General features: G+C 74.8%; 14 protein-coding genes. 11 read left to right on the top strand and 3 right to left on the bottom strand.

Going from position 1 to position 15,252, the window contains the following annotated elements; all coding sequences use genetic code 11:
* Positions 1 to 2: 2 nt before the first annotated feature.
* The 3 genes from dtd to J1M39_RS02860 all read right to left on the bottom strand — a co-directional run bounded on the left by dtd (position 3) and on the right by J1M39_RS02860 (position 2,969).
* Entirely contained in the window at positions 3 to 455 is a 453-nt protein-coding gene (gene dtd, locus J1M39_RS02870; RefSeq protein ID WP_036313682.1) for a D-aminoacyl-tRNA deacylase, read from the bottom strand.
* 44 nt (positions 456 to 499) lie between these two features.
* The gene (locus J1M39_RS02865; protein ID WP_020621557.1) at positions 500 to 2,239 is read right to left on the bottom strand and encodes a choice-of-anchor I family protein; all 1,740 of its coding nucleotides are present in this window, start codon (positions 2,237 to 2,239) and stop codon (positions 500 to 502) included.
* Positions 2,240 to 2,378: 139 nt separating this feature from the next.
* Positions 2,379 to 2,969 (bottom strand): DUF1697 domain-containing protein, encoded by a 591-nt coding sequence (locus J1M39_RS02860; RefSeq protein ID WP_020621558.1) that lies wholly within the window; start codon positions 2,967 to 2,969, stop codon positions 2,379 to 2,381.
* Positions 2,970 to 3,021: 52 nt separating this feature from the next.
* On the opposite strand from J1M39_RS02860, the gene J1M39_RS02855 reads away from it, so the two are divergent.
* The 11 genes from J1M39_RS02855 (at position 3,022) to aroB (ending at position 15,234) form a co-directional block, all read left to right on the top strand.
* Entirely contained in the window at positions 3,022 to 4,419 is a 1,398-nt protein-coding gene (locus tag J1M39_RS02855; protein ID WP_020621559.1) for a replication-associated recombination protein A, read from the top strand.
* A gap of 172 nt (positions 4,420 to 4,591) precedes the next feature.
* Complete coding sequence (locus J1M39_RS02850; RefSeq protein ID WP_020621560.1) at positions 4,592 to 5,155, top strand: general stress protein; 564 nt, start codon at positions 4,592 to 4,594, stop codon at positions 5,153 to 5,155.
* Between the two features lie 284 nt (positions 5,156 to 5,439).
* Entirely contained in the window at positions 5,440 to 6,066 is a 627-nt protein-coding gene (gene rpsD / locus J1M39_RS02845) for a 30S ribosomal protein S4 (RefSeq protein WP_036313685.1), read from the top strand.
* Positions 6,067 to 6,237: 171 nt separating this feature from the next.
* Positions 6,238 to 6,627, top strand: coding sequence for a hypothetical protein (locus J1M39_RS02840; protein WP_020621562.1), 390 nt, complete (start codon positions 6,238 to 6,240; stop codon positions 6,625 to 6,627).
* Positions 6,624 to 9,335 (top strand): alanine--tRNA ligase, encoded by a 2,712-nt coding sequence (gene alaS / locus J1M39_RS02835; RefSeq protein ID WP_036313688.1) that lies wholly within the window; start codon positions 6,624 to 6,626, stop codon positions 9,333 to 9,335. Before J1M39_RS02840 ends, alaS begins: the two co-directional genes overlap by 4 nt.
* A gap of 7 nt (positions 9,336 to 9,342) precedes the next feature.
* Positions 9,343 to 9,864, top strand: coding sequence for a Holliday junction resolvase RuvX (ruvX, locus tag J1M39_RS02830; protein ID WP_051995205.1), 522 nt, complete (start codon positions 9,343 to 9,345; stop codon positions 9,862 to 9,864).
* The gene (locus J1M39_RS02825; RefSeq protein WP_136939976.1) at positions 9,861 to 11,129 is read left to right on the top strand and encodes an endolytic transglycosylase MltG; all 1,269 of its coding nucleotides are present in this window, start codon (positions 9,861 to 9,863) and stop codon (positions 11,127 to 11,129) included. Before ruvX ends, J1M39_RS02825 begins: the two co-directional genes overlap by 4 nt.
* Positions 11,129 to 12,052: a shikimate dehydrogenase family protein gene (locus J1M39_RS02820; protein ID WP_036313793.1), complete on the top strand. Its 924-nt coding sequence runs from the start codon at positions 11,129 to 11,131 to the stop codon at positions 12,050 to 12,052. The genes J1M39_RS02825 and J1M39_RS02820 overlap by 1 nt, the downstream gene beginning before the upstream one ends.
* A 79-nt stretch (positions 12,053 to 12,131) precedes the next feature.
* Complete coding sequence (aroC, locus tag J1M39_RS02815) at positions 12,132 to 13,367, top strand: chorismate synthase (protein WP_036313697.1); 1,236 nt, start codon at positions 12,132 to 12,134, stop codon at positions 13,365 to 13,367.
* 89 nt (positions 13,368 to 13,456) lie between these two features.
* Entirely contained in the window at positions 13,457 to 14,068 is a 612-nt protein-coding gene (locus J1M39_RS02810; RefSeq protein WP_235187725.1) for a shikimate kinase, read from the top strand.
* Entirely contained in the window at positions 14,065 to 15,234 is a 1,170-nt protein-coding gene (aroB, locus tag J1M39_RS02805; RefSeq protein WP_036313703.1) for a 3-dehydroquinate synthase, read from the top strand. Before J1M39_RS02810 ends, aroB begins: the two co-directional genes overlap by 4 nt.
* Positions 15,235 to 15,252: the final 18 nt, after the last annotated feature.

The raw sequence follows: 15,252 nt of genomic DNA, 5'->3' as shown, positions 1-15,252 counted from the left end.
CCTCAGCCGCGCCGCGGACCGGCCAGCTCGTCCGAGTCCACGATCAGCGTGAACGGCCCGGAGTTGGTGAGGGAGACGTCCATCTTCGCGCCGAACACCCCGCGCTCCACGCGCACGCCGGCGGCCTCGAGCTCGGCCGTGAACCGCTCGTAGAGCGGCTCGGCCTGGTTGCCCTTCGCCGCGCGCGTCCAGGACGGCCGCCGGCCCTTCCGCACGTCGCCGTACAGCGTGAACTGGCTGACGACGAGCGCCGGGGCACCGGCGTCGGTGAGGGACCGCTCGCCGTCGAGCATGCGGAGCCCGGCCACCTTGCGGGCCACCTGGACGGCCTCGGCCTCCGTGTCCGTGACTGACACTCCGAGCAGGATCACCAGCCCCTCGCCCTCGAAGGAGCCGACCACCTCGCCATCCACGACGACGGAAGCGGAACGGGCGCGTTGCAGAACGGCTCTCATGCAGCCATTCTGCAACGCGCCCGGAACCGGTCCGCGTCAGCGGATCACTGACGACGGGTCGGATCCACCTCGTACACGGTGGTCGAGCCGGAGACCTCGTTGGCGACGATCAGCAGGGCGGTGCCGGAGGGGGACTCGTCGGCCGGCACGAAGGTCAGGCCCTCGGCGCCCATGTCACCCAGGCCGGCCGCGGCGTCGTCGCCCGCGGCATCCCAGTCACGGTCGTTGACGTAGTCCACGTAGGTGGCGTTCCGCGGGTCGGTGATGTCGAAGACCATCACGCCGCCGATGCGCTCGAGGCCCACGAACGCGTAGGTGCGGCCCTGGATCGTGCCCACCACCACGGACTCGGGCTCGGGGCCCTTGTCATCCGAACGGGAGTCCCCGGACGGGGTCTCGTCGTTGTTCGCGTTGAACGCGTGCTCCGGCAGCTCGCCGGCGGCCACGAGCCGGGCGATCTGCTCTTCGATCATGCCGGCGGAGTCGAACAGGCGGGTGCCGTCCGCGGTGTAGATGGAGAAGGACCGGCCGCCCAGTGTGGTCAGGGAGGAGTGGCACTCGCGCTCAGAGTCGTAGCCGAGGTCGGTGAGCACCTTCAGGCGGCCCAGGGCATCCTTCTTCTGCAGGGCCTTGGCCCCCGGGAACTCGGCGGCGCACAGGTCCAGGTCGCTGACGCGCTCGGAGTCGTTGAAGTCGCCCCACTCCCGCCCGTCACCCTCGTTGGCGGTGACGACCAGGTTCTGACCGCGCCAGCGGTACGTGTCGATGCCGTCGGGCATGGGCAGGCCGTCGACCGGCCAGTGGCCCAGCTCGATGCCGCCGTCCTTGTCCGAGGCGTCCAGCATGCCCTCGGTGGACCAGTCGGTGGGCGTCAGCGCCCAGAGGTCCTCCAGCGTGGCGGACTTCAGGTCCACGACGGCGACGGCGTTGGCCTCCTGCACGGACACGTAGGCGGTGCGTCCGGGCGGGTCGATGGTGACGTACTCCGGCTCGAGGTTGCGGGCCACCCGACCGGCGGGCTCGTGACCGGCGGGCACGGCCACATCGGGGCCGGAGACGCGCACGCCGGCGGGCAGGGCGGTGCCGGCGTCGTAGGCGCGGAAGTCCACGGTGCGCACCGCGTCTTGGGTCAGGCGGGAGAACTGCTGGGCGTTCTTCGGCACGGAGACCACGGAGATCGTGCCCTCCGGGTCGACGGAGAAGTCGTCGGCCGGTTCGCCCTCGTTGGCGACCACCACGTACGCCCCGTTCGGGGAGAAGGCCAGCGAGTCCGGCAGGGCGCCCACCCGCACGCCGCCGAGGTAGCGCAGGGTGGTGGTGTCGAAGAACACGACCCAGCCGTGGTCGGTCTTCTCGGCGGCCTCCACGGCGACGGCCATCACGCCGCCGGAGACGGCCACGGAGTTCACCGTGGCGCCCTTGTCCGTGACGGAGCCGTCCGCGGTGCGCAGGCCCTCGGCGGAGAGGGTCCGCTCGGCCACGGGGGCGGCGTCGGCGCCCAGGCGCATGACGTCGACGGCGCCGCGCTGCGCGTTCACCACGAACAGGCGGCCGGAGACCGCGTCGAAGGCCGGGATCTCGGCGGCGGACTCGCCGAACACGCCGGTCTCGTGGGTGCCGGCGCGGGTGAGCTCGATGCTCTTGCCGGACGGGTTGGCGGCGATGGCGGCGCGCTGGGCCGTGGCCGAGTGCGGGGCGGGCGCGCTGAGGGAGGCCGGGGCGAGGAAGGCCGTGGACAGGGCCGCGGCGGTGACGGCCGTGGCGAGGCGTGCGAGGCGAGGCATGGATGCTCCAGTCAGGGCAGGGAGGCGGAGGACGGGGTCACCCCATCGCACGGATGTGAACGGACCGTGACGTCCCGGCCAGCGCGCGGTGTCCCGCGGGTGTCGACGCCCCGGACGCCCCGCGTGCCGTCCGCCGAGGTCAGTCCTCGCTCGGCAGCCCCGCGAGCACCCGCACCGTCGTGAGGTTCCGGGCCGTGCCGCGCACCCCGAGCGCCCGGTCGAGGCGAGCCGGGGTGAGCGGGGAGTCGGCGACCCCCGCGGCGCAGCGCATCCACAGCAGCCGTCCCTCCAGGGCCGTGCGATCCGGCCCCGCGGGTCGGCCATCCCCGTGGTCGAGCGCGGCCAGGGCGGCGGCCGCCTCGGGTGCGGGGTCGTCCTCGAGCACGGTGAGCTGGGTGCGTTTCGGCTCGCCGCCGGCCCAGGGGAGCGCGTCGTGCAGCTCCAGGGCGCGCCGGAGCGTGCCCACGTCCACGAGGACCACGGGGACGTCGAGGCCGCCCTCCTCACGCGCCCGCCGCGCGAACCCCTGCCGCACGCCCTCGGCGGCCGCGTCGGAGGACGCCCGGAACAGGACGTTGCCGCTGGCCAGGTGGGTCGTGACCGCCTCCCCGCCGGCGGCCCGGGCCCAGCGGATCAGCGTGTCCTTCCCGACACGGTTGCTCCGGCCCACGTTGATCCCGCGCAGCAGCAGGACATGGGTGTGGTCGGCGCGCGGGGCGGCGGGGCTCATGCGGCCAGGATGCCACCCACGCGCCCGCGGGCCGAGGACTACCCTGGACCCGATGGACGACCTCTTCAGCGCCGCGCACACCGGGGCCGACGACGACGGCCCGGCCGGCACCGTGGCCGCCCCGCACCCCGGCGCACCGCTGGCCGTGCGCATGCGCCCGCGCACGCTGGATGACGTGCTGGGCCAGCGGCACCTCATGCGGCCGGGCTCCCCGCTGCGCAAGCTCGCCGAGCCCGATCCGGACTCCGCCGCGGGACCGAGCTCGGTCATCCTCTACGGGCCTCCGGGCATCGGCAAGACGACGCTGGCCCACGTGATCGCCCGCGCCCCCGGGCGCACGTTCACGGAGCTGTCCGCGATCACGGCCGGTGTGAAGGACGTGCGGCAGGTGATGGAGCAGGCCCAGCGCGAACGGGACCTCTACGGGCGCACCACCGTCCTGTTCCTCGATGAGATCCACCGCTTCTCCAAGGCGCAGCAGGACGCGCTGCTGCCGGGCGTCGAGAACCGCTGGGTCGTGCTGGTGGCCGCGACCACGGAGAACCCGTCCTTCTCCGTGATCGCACCCCTGCTCTCCCGGTCGCTGCTGCTCACGCTGCGTCCCCTCACGGACGACGACATCGTCGGGCTGCTGGACCGTGCCGTGACCCAGGAGCGCGGGCTCAACGGCGCCGTGGTGCTCCAGGACGACGCGCGGGACTACCTGGTGCGGATGGCCGGCGGCGACGCGAGGCGGGCGCTCACGGTGCTGGAGGCCGCGGCCGGCGTCGCCCTGGACAAGGCGCGCGAGGCCGGCCGGGCGGGGGAGGGCGCCGTCGCGGTCACGGAGGAGGACGCCGCGCAGGCGATGGACCACCACGTCCAGCGCTACGACAAGGACGGCGACCAGCACTACGACGTGATCAGTGCCTTCATCAAGTCCATCCGCGGCTCGGACGTGGACGCGTCGATGCACTACCTCGCCCGGATGCTGGAGGCGGGGGAGGACCCCCGGTTCATCGCCCGGCGGCTGATCATCTCCGCGTCCGAGGACGTGGGCATGGCCGACCCGACCGCGCTGCAGACCGCCGTGGCCGCCGCCCAGGCCGTGCAGCTGATCGGCATGCCGGAGGGACGCATCATCCTGGCGCAGGCCGTGACGCATCTGGCCACCGCGCCGAAGTCCAACGCGAGCTACACCGCCGTGAACGAGGCGATCGCGGACGTGCGGGCCGGCCACACGGGCGCGGTGCCGGCGCACCTGCGGGACGCGCACTACCCCGGCGCGGCGGCCCTCGGCCACGGCCAGGGCTACGTCTACAGCCACGACGAGCCGCACGCCGTCGCCCGTCAGCAGTACGCGCCGGACCCCCTGGTCGGGAGGGACTATTACCGGCCCAAGCCCATCGGACACGAGAAGCGGCTCACCGAGCAGGTGGCCGCGCTGCGCCGGATCATCCGCGGCGACTGAGCGCGCGCCGGGCCCGAGGGCGGAGGCCTCGGGCGGCCGCGCGGAATAAAGACGCCCGGATCACCGGTTGTCCAGGGATGAGCGGGGCGGTCGACGTCGGCCCGCCGACTCCTCGCCCGCTCGCGCCCCCATGCACCACCGACGCACAGAAGGAACAGAAGGAGCCGCCCCCATGACCCAGTCCACTCCGCAGCAGTCCACCCCCCAGCACACCGCCGCGCAGCAGCCGGCCCCGTACGGCCGCCCCGGCGCCGGCGGCCCCGCCCTCCCGCAGGCCGACTACCGCATCCTGCGCTCCGTCCCGGCCTACGCCGAGGCCCAGGCCCTCGTGGACCAGCTCTCCGACGCCGGGTTCCCCGTGGAGCGCGTGCGCATCGTGGGCACCGGGCTGCGCTCCGTGGAGCAGGTCCTGGGCCGGATGACCACCGGCAAGGCCGCCGTCCGCGGCGGGCTGCAGGGCCTGTGGTTCGGCCTCCTGCTCGGCCTGCTCTTCTCGATCTTCGCCCCCGGCTTCGGGTTCCTCTGGATCCTGCTGATCTCCCTGGGCCTGGGCGCCCTGTGGGGGGCGGTCTTCGGGGCGATCGGCCACGCGGCCACCGGCGGCAGGCGCGACTTCACGTCCCTGCAGACCATGGAGGCCGAGTCGTACGACGTGCTGGTCGAGGCCTCCCACCTGGACCAGGCCGGTCAGCTCCTCGGCGCGGACCCCGGCACCGCGGCCACGCCGCGCGCCTGAGCCCCGGCCCGCCCCGTCGTCGTCGCTCTGGTAAGGTGGACCGGTCTGGCAGGCGCTGCGCCCCGGACGCATCCCCCTCGCTCGGATCCCCGCGGACGCCCGCGTGCCCGGGCGAGGGACGCGCAGCGCATCAGTGGATGACGGGCGGCGGCACGCCCCTCAGCTCTCCTCAGGATCGCGGGGAGGCCAGGTTCGAGGCCCCTTGACCCGTGCGCCCCGGCGCCCGGACGAGACCTCGAGACAAACCCGAACCGTGCCGCACGTCAAGGAAAGGCAGGTCCACCATGAGTGGCAACCTTCGCACCCGCCGCACCGTGCGGCACTCCCGCGCCCTGGGCATCGCGCTGACCCCCAAGGCCGAGAAGTACATGGAGCGTCGTCCGTACGGCCCCGGCCAGCACGGCCGTGCCCGCCGCAAGCAGGACTCGGACTACGCGGTGCGCCTCAAGGAGAAGCAGCGTCTGCGCGCCCAGTACAACATCCGCGAGGCCCAGATGCGCCGCTACTTCGAGGAGGCCAAGCGCACCGCCGGCCTGACCGGTGAGAACCTGGTCGAGCTCCTCGAGCAGCGCCTCGACGCCCTCGTGCTGCGTGCCGGCTTCGCCCGCACCATCCAGCAGGCCCGTCAGCTCGTCGTGCACCGCCACATCATGGTGGACGGCAAGCGCGTGGACGTCCCCTCGTTCCGCGTGAAGGAGGGCCAGATGATCCACGTGCACGAGCGCTCGGAGAAGATGGTCCCCTTCCAGCTGGCCGCCGCCGGCGCCCACCAGCAGGTCCTGCCCGCCACCCCGGGCTACCTGACCGTGGAGATCGACAAGCTGCGCGCCACCCTCACCCGTCGCCCGAAGCGCTCCGAGGTCCCCGTGACCTGCGAGGAGCAGCTCGTGGTCGAGTACTACGCGCGCTGATCCGCCGCGGCCGGGTCCGTCCCGGACGACGGCGCCCCGCGCGTCCCGCAGGCCCGGTCACCTCTCGGAGGTGACCGGGCCTGCGGCGTCCCCCGGGCCCGCCGCCGGGGATCGGCGCCGCGCCCGGTAAGGTGGGGCCGGAATCCCTGCCGTCCGAAGGAGGCCCCCGCCATGCTCCGCTCGCTGCTGCTCGTCGGCGCCGGCGCCGCATCCGGCTGGTTCGCACACCGCGCCCTCGGCGACCGTGCCCACCCGGCCACCGACGCGACCGACGCGCCGACGTCTGACCCTGGCTCCGCGGGGGGGCGCGCGGGGTTCTCCGCCCGCCTGGACCCGGAGCGTCTGGCCCGCCAGGCCGGTGAGGCCGCCGCCGACGCCGCGGCGGCCGCCCTGCAGGACGGTGCCCGGCGCCTGGCCGAGCGCGTCCGCGCCGAGGCCCCCTGGGCCGCGCCCTACCTGCCCCACACGGGGCCGATCATCTCCGGGGAGACCGTGGAGCCGCCGTCGCACGGCGCCGCCCGCCCCCAGACCACCACCACGCAGAAGGACACCCCCGCATGAAGTCCCAGGAGATCGCCCGCCGCTGGACCGCCTTCTTTGAGTCCAGGGGGCACCGCGTGGTGCCGTCGGCGTCGCTCGTCTCGCCGGATCCGTCGCTGCTGTTCACGGTGGCCGGCATGGTCCCGTTCATCCCGTACTTCCTGGGGGAGCAGACCCCGCCGAGCCCGCGCGTCGTCTCGGTGCAGAAGTGCATCCGCACCGCGGACATCGAGGAGGTCGGCAAGACCGTCCGCCACGGCACCTTCTTCCAGATGTGCGGCAACTTCTCCTTCGGCGACTACTTCAAGGAGACGGCCATCCCGATGGCCTGGGAGCTGCTGACGTCCTCGGTCGAGGACGGCGGCTTCGGCCTGGACCCCGAGCGCCTCTGGGTCACCGTGTACCGCGAGGACGACGAGGCCGAGCGCATCTGGCGCGAGGACGTGGGCGTCCGTCCCGAGCGCATCCAGCGCATGGGCAAGGACGACAACTACTGGAACACCGGCCAGCCCGGCCCGGGCGGCCCCTGCTCGGAGATCTTCTACGACCGCGGCCCCGCGTACGGCGTCGACGGCGGCCCGGCCGCGGACGACACCCGCTACATCGAGATCTGGAACCTCGTGTTCATGCAGTACCGCCTCTCCGCGGTGCGCTCGAAGGACGACTTCGACATCGCCGGCGAGCTCGAGCACAAGAACATCGACACCGGTCTCGGCCTCGAGCGGCTCGCCATGATCCTCCAGGGTGTGGAGAACATGTACGAGACGGACCAGGTCCGCCCCGTGCTCGACCGCGCCGCGCAGCTGGCCGGCCGCTCCTACACCTCCACCGAGGACCCGGCCGACCCGCACTACGACGACGACGTCCGCCTGCGCATGGTGGCCGACCACGTGCGCTCGGCCCTGATGCTGATCAGCGACGGCGTGCGTCCCGGCAACGAGGGCCGCGGCTACGTGCTGCGCCGCCTCATCCGCCGCGTCGTCCGCGCCCTGCGCCTGATGGGCGTCACCGAGCCCGTGTTCCCCGAGCTGCTGCCGGTCTCCCGGGACGCGATGAAGGGCACCTACCCGGTGGTCGCGGACGAGTTCGAGCGCATCTCCCGGATCGCCTACGCCGAGGAGAAGGCGTTCCTGCGGACCATCGCCGCGGGCACGGCCCGCCTCGACGCCGCGGTGGGCCAGGCCCGCTCGGCGGGCGGCGGCATCGCGGGCCCGGACGCGTTCGAGCTGCACGACACCTACGGCTTCCCGATCGAGCTGACGCTCGAGATCGCGGAGGAGGCCGGCGTCGCCGTGGACGAGGCCGGGTTCCGCGCCCTCATGGCCGAGCAGCGCGACCGCGCCCGCGCGGACGCCAAGGCCAAGAAGTCCGGTCACACGGACACGGCCGTGTACCAGCGCCTGCGCGCCGAGGGCCAGACCCACTTCACCGGCTACACCGAGCACACCACCGAGTCCGTGGTGCGCGGCCTGCTGCAGAACGGCGAGGAGGTCGCGTCCGCGGGCGCCGGCACGGAGCTCGAGCTCGTCCTGGACGCCACGCCGTTCTACGCGGAGTCCGGCGGCCAGGCCGCGGACACCGGCCTGATCACCGGCGACGGCTTCCGCCTCGAGGTGCTCGACGTGCAGGCCCCCGTGAAGGGGCTGTCCGTGCACCGGGTCAAGGTCCTCGACGGGGAGGTCGCCGCCGGCGCGCAGGCCCTCGGCGCGATCGACCTGCAGCGCCGCCTCGACGGCGAGAAGGCCCACTCCGGCACCCACCTGGTGCACGCCGCGCTGCACCAGGTCCTCGGCCCCGAGGCCACGCAGTCCGGCTCCTTCAACAAGGAGGGCTACCTGCGCTTCGACTTCCGCTGGGCCGAGGCGCTCTCGGCCGGGGCCCGCTCCGAGGTCGAGGACGTGGTGAACATCGCCATCCGCGACGACCACGCCGTGCTCACCCAGGAGATGAGCCTCGAGGAGGCGCGCGCACTTGGTGCGATGAGCCTGTTCGGCGAGAAGTACGGCGACCGGGTGCGCGTCGTGGAGATCGACGGTGCCTGGTCCCGCGAGCTGTGCGGCGGCACCCACGTGGGCCGCACCGCGCAGATCGGCTCGCTGACCCTGCTCGGCGAGCAGTCCGTGGGCTCGGGCAACCGCCGCGTCGAGGCGCTCGTCGGCCTGGACTCGTTCCGCCACCTCGCCGCGGAGCGCACCCTCGTCTCCGAGCTCTCGGAGATGTTCAAGGCCCCGGCCGAGGAGCTCAAGGACCGCATCGGCGCCACCCTGGACCGGCTCAAGGCGGCCGAGAAGCAGGTCGCGGAGCTGCGGGCCCAGGCGCTGCAGGCCCAGGCCGGCCAGCTCGCCGGGCAGGCCCAGGACGTCACGACGTCCGCCGGGACGTCGGTGCGGGTGCTGGCGCACCACGTCGGCGACGTGGCCGGGGACCAGCTGCGTTCCCTCGTGCTGGACCTGCGCGCCCGGATCGAGTCGGCCGGCGGCAACGCGGCGGGCACGCCTGTGCTCGTGGCCCTCACGGCCGAGGCCAAGGGCCGGCCCCTCGTGGTCGTGGCGACCAACGAGGCCGCCCGCGCGGCCGGCCTCAAGGCGGGCGCCATGGTCAAGACCGCCACCGGCGTGCTCGGCGGCGGGGGCGGAGGCAAGGACGACGTCGCCCAGGGCGGCGGCCAGGACGTCACGCGCGTCGAGGACGCGCTCGAGGCCGTCGTCGCCGCGGTGCGCGCGGCCTGAGGCGGACGTGAGCGCAGGTCAGGACGGGGCCGCCGTGGCGAGCGACGCCGTGCGCCGGGGGCGCACCCTCGGCGTCGACGTCGGCCGTGCCCGCGTGGGCGTCGCGTCGGCCGACCCCGACGGCCTGATCGCCACCCCCGTGGCCACCCTGCGGCGGGATGCGCGTCGACGTCGTGACGTGGACGAGCTCGTCGCCCACGCACGCGAGCTCGACGTCGTCGCCGTGTACGTCGGTCTGCCGGTGAATCTGCGGGGCGAGCACACGCCGTCCACGCAGGACGCCCTCGACTACGCGGACGCCGTCGCCGCCGCCCTGGTCGAGGCGGGCCAGCCTGTGCCGGTCCGGCTCGTCGACGAGCGGCTCAGCACGGTCTCCGCGCAGGCCGGACTGCGGGCCGCGGGCCGGTCCGTCAAGGACAGCCGCGGCGTGATCGACCAGGCGGCCGCCGTCGCGATCCTGCAGGCCGCCGTGGACGAGCAGCGCCGCACCGGACGCTGGGCCGGCCAGGACCGGGAGCGGATCCGGTGACCGGCGACCGCCAGCACGCTCGGCGTGAGGACCAGTGGGACGATCTGCTCGGCGACGAGGCCGACGTCCACGACGACCTCGACGTGTTCGGCTTCGCCCACGGCGAGGCGGACGAGGCCGATCTCGGCGCCCCGTCCCAGCCGGTCGACGCGGCCGGCCCACGCCGGCCTCGCAGGTTCCTGCGTCGCCGGGGCTCCGGGTCTCACCCGGCCCCGCGGGTCGACCGCGGCGCCGACCGGCGGCGGACCGCGCTGGTGCTGGGCACGGTGCTCGTGGCGTTCGCCGTCGTGGTCGGGCTGATCGTGCGCGGCTTCCTGAGCGGCCCCGACCACACGGCCGTCGAGGGTGACGAGGTGACGTTCTCGGTGGGGCCGGGCGAGGACCTGGGCTCCGTGGCGGCCCGCCTGGACCGGGCCGGCATCGTGGCCTCCGCCCGTGCGTTCGAGCGCGCTGCCCGGGACACGGACAGCGGTCTCGTGCGGTCGGGGGACTTCGTGCTGCGCGAGCGGATGCCCGCGGCCGAGGCCCTCGCGGTGCTCCAGGGCGCCACGGACGGGGCCGTGCACTACGTGCTCGTGGAGCGCGGCCGGCGGCTCACCGAGGTGCTGGACGCCGTCGCCGAGGCCACGGGGCTGCCCCGCGAGGAGCTCGAGGCCGCCGCCCAGGACCCGACCCGCTACGGCGTCCCCGGGGAGGCGGGCACGCTCGAGGGCTGGCTCGACGCGGGGGAGTACCGCCTCCCCGTCGACGCCACCGCCGAGCAGGTGCTCGACGCCCTGATCCGGCCCACCCTCGCCGAGCTCGACGCCCTCGACATCCGCGACCCGGCCGACCAGCAGCGCGTGCTCACGATCGCCTCCATCCTCGAGGCGGAGGCCCTGCCCCAGGACTACCGGCAGGTCGCCGGCGCCATCGAGAACCGCCTCGCCCCGGACAACACCGAGACGCACGGCCTCCTGCAGATCGACGCCACCGTCACGTACGGCCTCGGCGTGCGCAGCCTCAGCTTCACCTCGGGCCAGCGCCAGGACGCCTCGAACCCCTACAACACGTACGTGCACCCGGGCCTGCCACCGGGTCCGATCGGCATGCCCTCCGACGCGGCCGTCGAGGCCGCCCTCGACCCGGCCGAGACGGACGCCTACTACTGGGTGACCACGGACATCGGCACCGGCCACACCGAGTTCTCCCGCACCTATGAGGAGCACCAGCAGCACGTGCGCACCCTGCAGCGCTACTGCGCCTCCAATCCGGGGGTGTGCTGATGCGCCCCGTGCTGCGCGCGGCGGTCCTGGGCCGGCCGATCGCCCACTCGCTCTCCCCGGTGCTGCACACGGCCGCCTACCGGGTCCTGGGCCTCGACGTCGACTACGGCCGCCGTGACCTGGGCGAGGACGAGGTGCTCGCCTTCGCGGCCGAGCACCTCGGCGCCCCGGGCGCGGCCGACGGCGGCGCGGCCGCGGCCCGCGGGCAGGACTGGCTCGGCTGCTCCGTCACCATGCCGCTGAAGCGGGCGGTCGTCGCCGCCGCCGGGCACGTCAGCGACCGTGTCCGGCTCCTGGGCAGCGCGAACACCCTCGTGCGCGACCACCCCTCCGCGCCCGGGGTCGTCCACGCCGAGAACACGGACGTGGACGGCATCCTCGGCGCCCTCGCCGCGGCCGGCCTCGACCGTGCCGCCCGGGGCGGGACCCTCGGCGTCCTCGGGAACGGGGGGACCGCGACGGCGGCCGTCCTCGCCGCCGCCACGCTCGGCGCGGACGCGGTGCTCTTCGGCGTCCGCGACGCCGCCCGCGCCGCCGAGGTGACGGCCCTGGCCGACGCGCTCGGGCTGCGCTGGGCGACCCTGACCCAGGCGGATCTGCTCCGGCGGGCGCCGGGGCTGCGTGCCGTCGTCGCCACCCTGCCGCCGCGCGCCGCGGACGCCCTGGCCGCACACGTGCCGGCCGACGCCGCCCTGCCGCCCCTGCTGGACGCGGCCTACGACCCGTGGCCTTCCGTGCTGGCGTCCGCCTGGTCCCGGGAGGTCGGTCCGGTGGCGTCCGGGCTGTCCATGCTGCTGCACCAGGGCATCCAGCAGGTCCGGCTGTTCACGGCCCGGCCCCGCGCCGCGGCCGGGATGCCCGAGCCGGACTGGGCGGCGGTGACGCGCGCCGCGGCGGACGCCCTGGGGCCGGCCGCCGGCTGAGTGCCGGACGCCGCACCCGGCGCGTCCCGTCCGGTCACACGTGGCGGCGCGGTGCCCCGTGCGTGAGAGACTGCACGCCATGGTGCGCTGGTTGACAGCGGGGGAGTCTCACGGCCCCGCGCTCACAGGAATCGTTGAGGGACTGCCGGCCGGGATCCCGGTCACGACGCAGGACGTGCAGGACGCGCTCGCGCGCCGCCGCCTGGGGTACGGGCGCGGCGCGCGCATGAAGTTCGAGCAGGACGCGGTGACGATCCTCGGCGGCGTCCGCCACGGCCGCACCCTCGGCTCGCCCGTGGCGATCCAGGTGGGCAACACGGAATGGCCCAAGTGGGAGAAGGTGATGGCCGCCGATCCCGTCCCCGCGGAGGAGCTCGACGGTCTGGCCCGCAACGCGGCGCTCACCCGCCCACGGCCCGGCCACGCCGACCTGACCGGCATGCAGAAGTACGGCTTCGACGAGGCCCGCCCCCTCCTCGAGCGCGCCTCGGCCCGTGAGACCGCCGCCCGTGTGGCCCTGGGCACCGTCGCCCGCGCCTTCCTCGGCGAGCTCGGCGTGCGGATCGTCTCCCACACCGTGGCCTTCGGGGAGGCCGCCCTGCCGGAGGGCCACCCGTTCCCCGTCCCCGAGGACGAGGCCCGCCTCGACGCCGACCCGGTCCGCTGCCTCGACCCGCAGACCTCCGCGGCGATGGTCGCCGAGGTCGACGACGCCCACCGCGCCGGGGAGACCCTCGGCGGCGTCGTGGAGGTGCTGGCGTACGGCGTGCCGATCGGCCTGGGCTCCCACGTGCACTGGGACCGCCGCCTCGACGCGCGGCTGGCGGGGGCGCTCATGGGCATCCAGGCGATCAAGGGCGTGCAGGTCGGCGACGGGTTCGCCACGGCCGCCCGACGCGGCTCCGCCGCCCACGACGGGATCGCCCGCGGCGCGGACGGCCGCCCCCGGCGCACGAGCGACCGGGCCGGCGGCATCGAGGCCGGCATGTCGACGGGCGAGCTGCTGCGCGTGAGCGCCGCGATGAAGCCGATCGCCACGGTGCCGCGCGCACTGCCCACGGTCGACGTCGCCACGGGCGCGGAGACCACGGCCCACCATCAGCGCTCCGACGTGGCGGCCGTGCCCGCCGCGGGCATCGTCGCCGAGGCCATGGTCGCCCTCGTCCTGGCCGACGCGATGCTCGAGAAGTTCGGCGGCGACTCCGTGGCCGAGACGCGCCGCAACCTCGAGGCGTTCCAGGCCGCGGTCCCCGCCTTGCCGGAGCCGGGCGCCGACGTCGTGGCGGACGGCCCGATGGGCGACCCCCTGCCGTGACCGACACCCCCGGGACCGCGCCGGCCCCGGGACCGGACCCGAGCACGCGTCCCGTCCCCGGGCCCGTCACTGTGTGCCCGTGGGAGGGCATGACCGGTGCCCTCGAGGCGCGCCTGACGGCCGCGGCCACGGTGGCCGCCGCGGCCGACGAGGACCCGGCCGCGCGCCCGGCCCGCCGGGTCGTCCTCGTCGGCCCGATGGGGGCCGGGAAGACGACGGTCGGCCGGGCCCTGGCCGCCGTGACCGGGCTGCCCTTCGTGGACTCCGACGAGCTGTTCATCCAGGTGCACGGCCCGATCCCGGAGTTCTTCGCCGAGCACGGCGAGGCCGCGTTCCGGGCGGAGGAGGCGCGCGTCATCGGCCATGTGCTCGGCCGACCCGCCCCGTGCGTCCTCTCGTGCGGCGGCGGCGCCGTCCTGCATCCGGGCACCCGCCGCGCGCTGGCCGGGCCGGACTCCGACGTCGTCTACCTCGCGGTCGGAGAGGAGGAGGCGCTGCGCCGCGTGGGCGGCGGCGCGGGCCGCCCCGTCCTGGCCGGAGACCCCGCCGGGACCTGGCGGCGCATCCTCGCCGAACGCGAGGGGCTGTACCGCGAGGTCGCCGACCTCGTGCTCGACACCACAGGCCTGACGGCCGCCGAGGCGGCCTGGCGTATCGTGGGGGACGCCCACCGCCCCCGAAGGAGTGAGTCACACCCATGACCGACCGTGAGCCGGACATCACCGAGCAGGAGACCCCGGGGGCGGCGCCCGCGGCCGCTCCGGCCGCACCCGAGGACGTGACGGTCATCCCCGTGGCCGGCGGCCACGAGGCGGCCGTGCACGGCGGCTACGACGTGGTGGTGGGCCGGGGCCTGCTCGCGCGCCTGCCGGACATGCTCGGCCCGACCGTCCGACGCGTGCTGGTCATCCATCCGCGCGCCCTCCGGGCCACCGGCGACGTCGTCAAGAACGACCTCGAGGCCGTGGGCCTGACCGCACTGACCGCCGAGATCCCGGACGCCGAGGAGGGCAAGCACCTGCAGGTGGCCGGGTTCTGCTGGCAGGTGCTCGGCCAGAACGACTTCACCCGGTCGGACGCGATCGTCTCCGTGGGCGGCGGCGCCGTGTCCGACCTGGCCGGCTTCGTGGCGGCCACGTGGCTGCGCGGCATCCGCGTCGTGCACATGCCCACCACCCTGCTGGGCATGGTGGACGCGGCGGTGGGCGGCAAGACCGGCATCAACACCGCCGAGGGCAAGAACCTGGTGGGGGCGTTCCACAATCCGGCCGGCGTGCTGGCCGACCTGGACACGCTGCTCACCCTGCCGGCCAACGAGCTGATCTCCGGCCTGGCCGAGGTCGTGAAGTGCGGCTTCATCGCCGACCCCGCGATCCTCGACCTCATCGAGGAGGACCCGGCCCAGGCCCAGAACCCGCACTCCGCGCGGCTGCGCGAGCTGATCGAGCGCTCGATCCGGGTGAAGGCGGACGTCGTCTCCCGCGACCCCCGCGAGTCGGGGGCCCGCGAGGCGCTGAACTACGGCCACACGATGGGCCACGCGATCGAGCTCGCCGAGCGCTACCAGTGGCGCCACGGCGCCGCGGTGTCCGTGGGGCTGGTCTTCGCTGCCGAGCTGGCCCGCTCCCTCGGCCGGCTCGACGACGCCACCGCGGACCGGCACTGGTCGGTGCTGACGGCCCTGGGCCTGCCCGTCTCCTACCGCGGGGACCGGTGGCAGACCCTGCTCGAGGGCATCCGCCGGGACAAGAAGAACCGCGGCGACCAGCTGCGCTTCGTCCTGCTGGACGGGCTCGCGCAGCCCACCACCGTGGACATCCCGGACGCGTCCCTGCTCTTCGCGGCGTACCAGGAGATCGCGGAGTGAGCCGCCGCTGACCCCGGC

The sequence above is a fragment of the Micrococcus sp. KRD077 genome, from assembly GCF_017168505.1.
GTDB lineage: Bacteria > Actinomycetota > Actinomycetes > Actinomycetales > Micrococcaceae > Micrococcus > Micrococcus luteus.
Note: the sequence above shows the minus strand (reverse complement) of the source record. Positions and strands in the feature narration are given on the sequence as shown.